Source organism: Eubacterium sp., from assembly GCF_057858645.1.
Map to the genome: position 1 here is coordinate 50,427 of NZ_DBLZZO010000007.1, position 5,772 is coordinate 56,198.

Below are 5,772 nucleotides of genomic sequence, written 5' to 3' on the forward strand. Positions count from 1 at the left end.
TCTATTCCTTATTTTTCTTATATAATTCTATAATGTTACTTTTACCTGATTTTTTTATAAAGTCAAAAGATGAAACTGCATAAATAAAGCACAAGTTTATAACAACCACTATATACATCCAGTTTTCTATCCTACCTACTCCTTTAGGTGATGTTATTGCCGCAATTTTTCCACCAAATATAAGCATTGTAATAGCAGAAATTCCGATTACTGAAAATGTATTAAGTGTTTCAATTAACATTCGTTTATTCTTGTTCATTCCCAACATAAATAAAATAGTATAAAACTTATCATTATTTTTGCTTTGAATATAATTTATTCCACCTATCCCTGTCATTGTAAGAAACAAAAATACTATTCCTACAATTCCATTTGTAAAAAGAAATTCTCTGTTACTTTTGTTATAGTTTTCCTGCATTTGTTCTACAGATGTAATAGCACCATAATCACTTAACATTTTTATAGCACTTTGATATTTCTTACCATTGCAATATATCATTTGGGAATCCTGCGGTAAATCCATTTTTACAATTTCTGAATTGTTATAATAGCTACAATTTGGCCCATACGGCATAATTAAATCACACCCTCTTACCGTCGCTAATATTTCTTCTATTGAGGATTTTCCTGAAGACGCTGACGCATTAAATCTAACTACACTACTATCCTCTGAGATTTTTCCTACAACTTCACAAATTTGTTTGTCCGACAATACTATTGTATCTCCAACTCTAAATCGATTTCCCATAGCAATTACCGGAATATTATCACCTGTATATGACGATATATTTTGCCCTTCTATAATATTTAATTTTAACTTCTTCATAATGATGTCATCATATCCTATCACTGCTATAGCGCTATCACTTTTTGATTCTATCTTCAATTCATGCATTTCACAAACTTCTACATTTTTAAAACCTTTTTGACTAAGTAGCTCTTCAGCGGAAAAGTCATCATAGTATGTATATGGTGAAAAATAATATATGTTTTTTCCATCAAAAGAATATGCCAAATCTTTTGTCTCAAAGTAATAAAAGATTTTTCCTAAAGTGGATAATATAACTATAGAGCATATTATTATTTCCACAGTTAATAAAAATAATGACCATTTTCTTTTTTTTGTTAATCTGTATGCAATTCTTAATGTATTCATAATCACTCCACTATATTATATATAATCTCCGACTTAGTTGCCTTTTTTGCCAGAATATATGAAAAGCCTACCAAAAGAATGATTACCACCCCTGATATAATTATGTATGGCAAATAATTTTGTTGATATACTATCTCATATTTCCTTATTATCATCTTTAAAATGGCAAACAATATATTTCCCACTAAAACTCCACTGAACATAAGAATTACCGTTTGAGTTAACGCAATATGGATTATGTCTTTTTTTGTCGCTCCACATATTGCATAGATTTTGAACTTTCTATTAAATGTACTTAACCATGCATAAGTCATACATAATACATTTATTATAACCGCTGCAAAAATCAATAAAATTTGAACAAAAGCTCCCATGAAATCTTCTGATAAAAATGGTGTACTTCTTTTCATATTATATTTTTTTACTATGGTATTTTGCGCAAGTGTCTTTTCTATTTTTGAGGAGTTTTTTCTATTATTATACTTTATCATAATATAGTCAGTAGGATAATTGTTAATATAATAATAAACAGGCAAAATGTAATTATCATATTGGGAATATGGAATTATCCCACCAATTCTTATTTTTTTTCCACCTACTTTAATGTTTTTACCTACTGGTTTTTCGTATCCTTCAATATTATCAACTTGATATTCAGCCATTAATAAATATGGTCTATTGTCATCAATACTATAACATTGTCCTACCAGCATATGCTCTTTCCATGTTTTATTGTATTCACCTATAAGCTTACCTTCTGATAACTTACCATTTGACACACACATATCTGATATATCCTTTTCTTTTAAAGACAACTCCTCAATCACTCTAATAATATCCGAACTCTGTGTTGATTTCTGTAAATAAATTTCCACCTGGTTTTCAGTCTGCGATTGGTAATAATCGTATAAAAAATATCCTGAATAAAATAATATTCCTAAAACCGATAAAGTTATACTTGTAAATATTATTAACATCATTATACTTTTATTTTTTAACATCAACCTTATGTTATTAATAGCTAAATATACTTTTTTCACTTTATTTCCTACTTCTTCCAAATTGTATTTTTTGTTGATACCCACTTATTGTTTGTGTTATATGTTTTTGCCTTATGAGTTCCTACAGCTTTTTTCGCTGCTCTAATGCTAGCTTTCGCCCCGGCATTAAGCGGCAAATCCCATACTGCTCCCCCTTTCAAATTATACGAGTCTTTTTTACAATCGCCATCAGAATTATAAATTTTAACAGTTGTTTTAGACTCACAATCATTGTATTTTTTTGATGGTCTTGATACACTTGTATAAGCTGTTGCATTATCTTTTAATATAGGTACTATATGTACATTTACGGATAAGTTTCCCTTAATACTATATCCAGCTGCCCAAATTGATGTTGCTAACATTGTTGTCAACGCTAAGCTTACTATAAATGTTCCTATTTTTTTGCTATAATTAATATGTTTCATACAAATTACTCTCCTTACTTTTTATTTTTTCAAATATATGAATTTACCATATTAGTACGCGCACTATAATTCACACATCGAAGTTACTATATCATTCTTTATCAATAAATAAAACCTCATGGTCATTTTTTGTATATTTAAAGTCCACTTTTTTCATATTCAATATTGCTTCCTATTTTTAATTTCTGTAATAACTTTCCATCTTTTCCTTCAATTCTTTTGTTTTCGAACGCGATACAGAAAGTATTTTTCCATCCAATAATTGAATTTCCTGTCTTTTTCTACCCCGTATATATTCCATATTTACTATATAACTATTATGTGCGTAAGCAAAATTATAATGTTCCAAAATTTTATATAATTCACAAATTCTCCTATTACAATGCACCTTTTTTATATTTAACCTCTGTTGTAACTTTTCGTTTATAAAAACATCAACTCCTCTTTTTGCAATCGCTATATACATAATCTCTTTAGGGGCTATTTTATAACTATCCTGTCCACTATGACATAATATATATTCATTTGCAAAACCTAATTTTGAACAAACTATATATGGGGCTTGTTCTCTCTTTATTGCTTTTATTAAATCTTCTTTTGAATTATATTTGTGAAATACTATATTTTTATTTAGATTTGACTTTAGAAATGTATTCTTGATTTGTCTTACATAATCTTCATCATGATTGTATATTGCTATGTTTATCATATGTTCCCCCTTTAATTTTGTTTCATTTTTCAAGACTTCCATAATTCTATCACAATTTACAAATTGTGTAAACATTAGGACTACAAAACCTCTCTCATTTATAGAACAACAAGGAATGTCCTTTAGAACATTCCTTGCCATTTAATAACTATTTTTTCTTCACTGCTACTACAATTAATCTGCCATCTTCATCCGAACCGTAGCATGTAGACAATGTTAATAACTGCTGACCAAACTTAGGTTTTACTCCTGTTGTATAAAGTACTTTTTCCATAATTCCTGTAATATTTTTCTTGAAATTTTTGCTATTTGGTGCATCAATGAAGTTGTACCATTCATCATCCTGTTTTAAAGCAACAACAGCAAAAATCTTATAAAAATTATCTCCGTTTTTTGTTTGGAATTCTACCTCCGGATGTTTTTTATAATATGATTTATCTACATACTGTTTTAGGGAAGCAAACAGCTGTCCATTACGCATATTATGTCCATACAATATGCAGTTACTGCTATTTATTGTACAACGTGCATCTAAAAAAGGAGTTCCTGAACTACTATACTGTCCGTTAAAATTTTTATACAAATATTTCTTAGGATCATTAGGTGTGTGCATTACAGGGTAATCTATGGCTGTTTTCTTTATGCATACCCAGCCAATGCACTCCTTATTTTTCTTAAATAAAGCATCTAAATCTCTTCCTGATTTACTGTCATTAGAGATTTCTTTTGACAGTTCTTTGAATCGCTGTTGTGCCACTTTATGACTGAAAATTTCACGACCAATTATAATTCCCGCTACTACAATAATTAATAACAATATTAAAATTATAATCCATTTAATGCCTCTGCTTTTTTTCTTTTTCATTACATTTCTCCTTTTAATTTGTAACCAATTTTAGGAGAGGATTGATTACATATTTTCACACCTGCACACAGTATATTTTTAATGGTGTACATGCAATTCATATACCTTCCCTATAGAAAGTATAGGGATTGTCATACATCATTCATATAACAATCCCTAATATTATTCTGTAATTTCTTTGTTGTCTCTTCCTGCAAGGAATGCAACCCATGTAGTGTCTTTGCTTATTGGCACTATGTTGTTTTCAGTTGCAAAAAACTTTTCGAAACAATCATAGAAATCTTCAGCGTCCATACCATTATTTTCCTTGAAAAATTTCTGAGCATCGGTGTCGCCCATCATATCCTGATATGCACCATAGGCAACAGTTATGTCATCGTTAAAACCTTTTGGAACTTCTTCTGTTCCGTAATCTTTTTCAGTGGTTTTAACCCCTTCTTCTTTCAACTTTTTAGCCAAAGCCTTGTAAATGTTTTTGGCTATTGCTGAGTAGTCATGACCAATTGTTAAACTCTTTGTTTTGTCAAAGTTTCCGCTATCCAGATATGAATAGTAATTTGGTTTAACGTAGGCATTTGTCATTCCGTCTGAATAAATCCCCTCTGCACTTGTTTTCTTGAAAAATTCTTCACCTTCTACTAATTTTCCAATGGCGTTTTTTGTGTCCTTATTCTTAATGTTAAGCTTTAAGAACCAACCTGTTTCTTTGCCATACTCGTAAATATCATAGGCTTTGTTCTTTTTGATTGCATCTCCATGCTCATCTTTATTAAATAAGAACATGTCATAATCCTGTGATTTAATGAGCCTTGTTTTGTCGCTAAAATCAGCAGTTTTTATTGTGACTGTTTTGTATGAACAATTACCATTTTTACCAGGCTTTAATGTAATATTATCGTACGCCTTAACCGAATCAATAACATACTTTCCTGTACCTAACGGATAATCCTTTTCCTTTAGTGACTGATAAATAATAGGAATATTAAATATTGTAATATTTCTGCTGTCAACAGTGTTAAAAGTAAATACTAATGTTTCATCATCTGTAACTTTCACACTTGAAATTCTTGTAAGCAAATCTTTGTAAGAATTGTCCTGTGATCTAAACCACCTGTATGACTGTGCCACATTAGAAGCTTTTACTTTTTCGCCGTCACTGTAAGTTTTATCAGTATTTAATTTCACTACGGCTTCCCTGCCTTCTTTGTTGAAGGTAATAGATTTTGCATTGCAGTAAGTAATTTTGTAATTACCGTCAATATTTATTAATGGTTCGTAAACAAGTTTTTTTAGAACTGCTGCTGCCTCATCATCATGACTGTATGGATGATTGTCAGCTATGGAAGTTGAAACCCCAATGGAATATGTATCTTCTCTATCCTGTTTTAAATTAACCTTAGATGAATCACCTTTGAATACAACGTGTGATCTCTGCCCTTTTCCAGCAAAAAACGCTATGATTAACCCTATTACAACAGCAATTAAAAATACAACTATCAGGGCTATAATTTTGTTTTTTTTATCCATTTTAAAATTTTTCATGTTCTTAATAAAGAATAAGGGGAAAAATCCCC

General features: G+C 30.0%; 6 protein-coding genes. All 6 read right to left on the reverse strand.

The features are described from left to right. Position 1 precedes the first annotated feature (1 nt). The 6 genes from ACZM4J_RS03835 to ACZM4J_RS03860 all read right to left on the reverse strand — a co-directional run bounded on the left by ACZM4J_RS03835 (position 2) and on the right by ACZM4J_RS03860 (position 5,725). Positions 2–1,156 carry a hypothetical protein gene (locus ACZM4J_RS03835; protein WP_022165069.1) on the reverse strand — a complete coding sequence of 385 codons (1,155 nt, stop codon included), beginning with the start codon at positions 1,154–1,156 and terminating at the stop codon, positions 2–4. 2 nt (positions 1,157–1,158) lie between these two features. Continuing rightward, positions 1,159–2,196 (reverse strand): ABC transporter permease, encoded by a 1,038-nt coding sequence (locus tag ACZM4J_RS03840; RefSeq protein WP_412622286.1) that lies wholly within the window; start codon positions 2,194–2,196, stop codon positions 1,159–1,161. Between the two features lie 8 nt (positions 2,197–2,204). Next, positions 2,205–2,624, reverse strand: a complete 420-nt coding sequence (locus ACZM4J_RS03845) for a hypothetical protein (protein ID WP_022165068.1) — start codon at positions 2,622–2,624, stop codon at positions 2,205–2,207. 178 nt (positions 2,625–2,802) lie between these two features. Further along, positions 2,803–3,333, reverse strand: a complete 531-nt coding sequence (locus ACZM4J_RS03850; RefSeq protein ID WP_428244547.1) for a LytTR family transcriptional regulator DNA-binding domain-containing protein — start codon at positions 3,331–3,333, stop codon at positions 2,803–2,805. Between the two features lie 148 nt (positions 3,334–3,481). Further along, the gene (gene srtB / locus ACZM4J_RS03855; RefSeq protein ID WP_428244546.1) at positions 3,482–4,198 is read right to left on the reverse strand and encodes a class B sortase; all 717 of its coding nucleotides are present in this window, start codon (positions 4,196–4,198) and stop codon (positions 3,482–3,484) included. A gap of 162 nt (positions 4,199–4,360) precedes the next feature. Next, positions 4,361–5,725 carry an ABC transporter substrate-binding protein gene (locus ACZM4J_RS03860; protein WP_428244545.1) on the reverse strand — a complete coding sequence of 455 codons (1,365 nt, stop codon included), beginning with the start codon at positions 5,723–5,725 and terminating at the stop codon, positions 4,361–4,363. Positions 5,726–5,772 lie beyond the last annotated feature (47 nt).

Excerpts from the sequence above, each read along its gene's own strand:
- ACZM4J_RS03850 (WP_428244547.1), bottom strand. The coding sequence starts at position 3,333 with ATGATAAACATAGCAATATACAATCATGATGAAGATTATGTAAGACAA.
- ACZM4J_RS03860 (WP_428244545.1), bottom strand. The coding sequence starts at position 5,725 with ATGGATAAAAAAAACAAAATTATAGCCCTGATAGTTGTATTTTTAATT.
- srtB (WP_428244546.1), bottom strand. The coding sequence starts at position 4,198 with ATGAAAAAGAAAAAAAGCAGAGGCATTAAATGGATTATAATTTTAATA.
- ACZM4J_RS03835 (WP_022165069.1), bottom strand. The coding sequence starts at position 1,156 with ATGAATACATTAAGAATTGCATACAGATTAACAAAAAAAAGAAAATGG.
- ACZM4J_RS03845 (WP_022165068.1), bottom strand. The coding sequence starts at position 2,624 with ATGAAACATATTAATTATAGCAAAAAAATAGGAACATTTATAGTAAGC.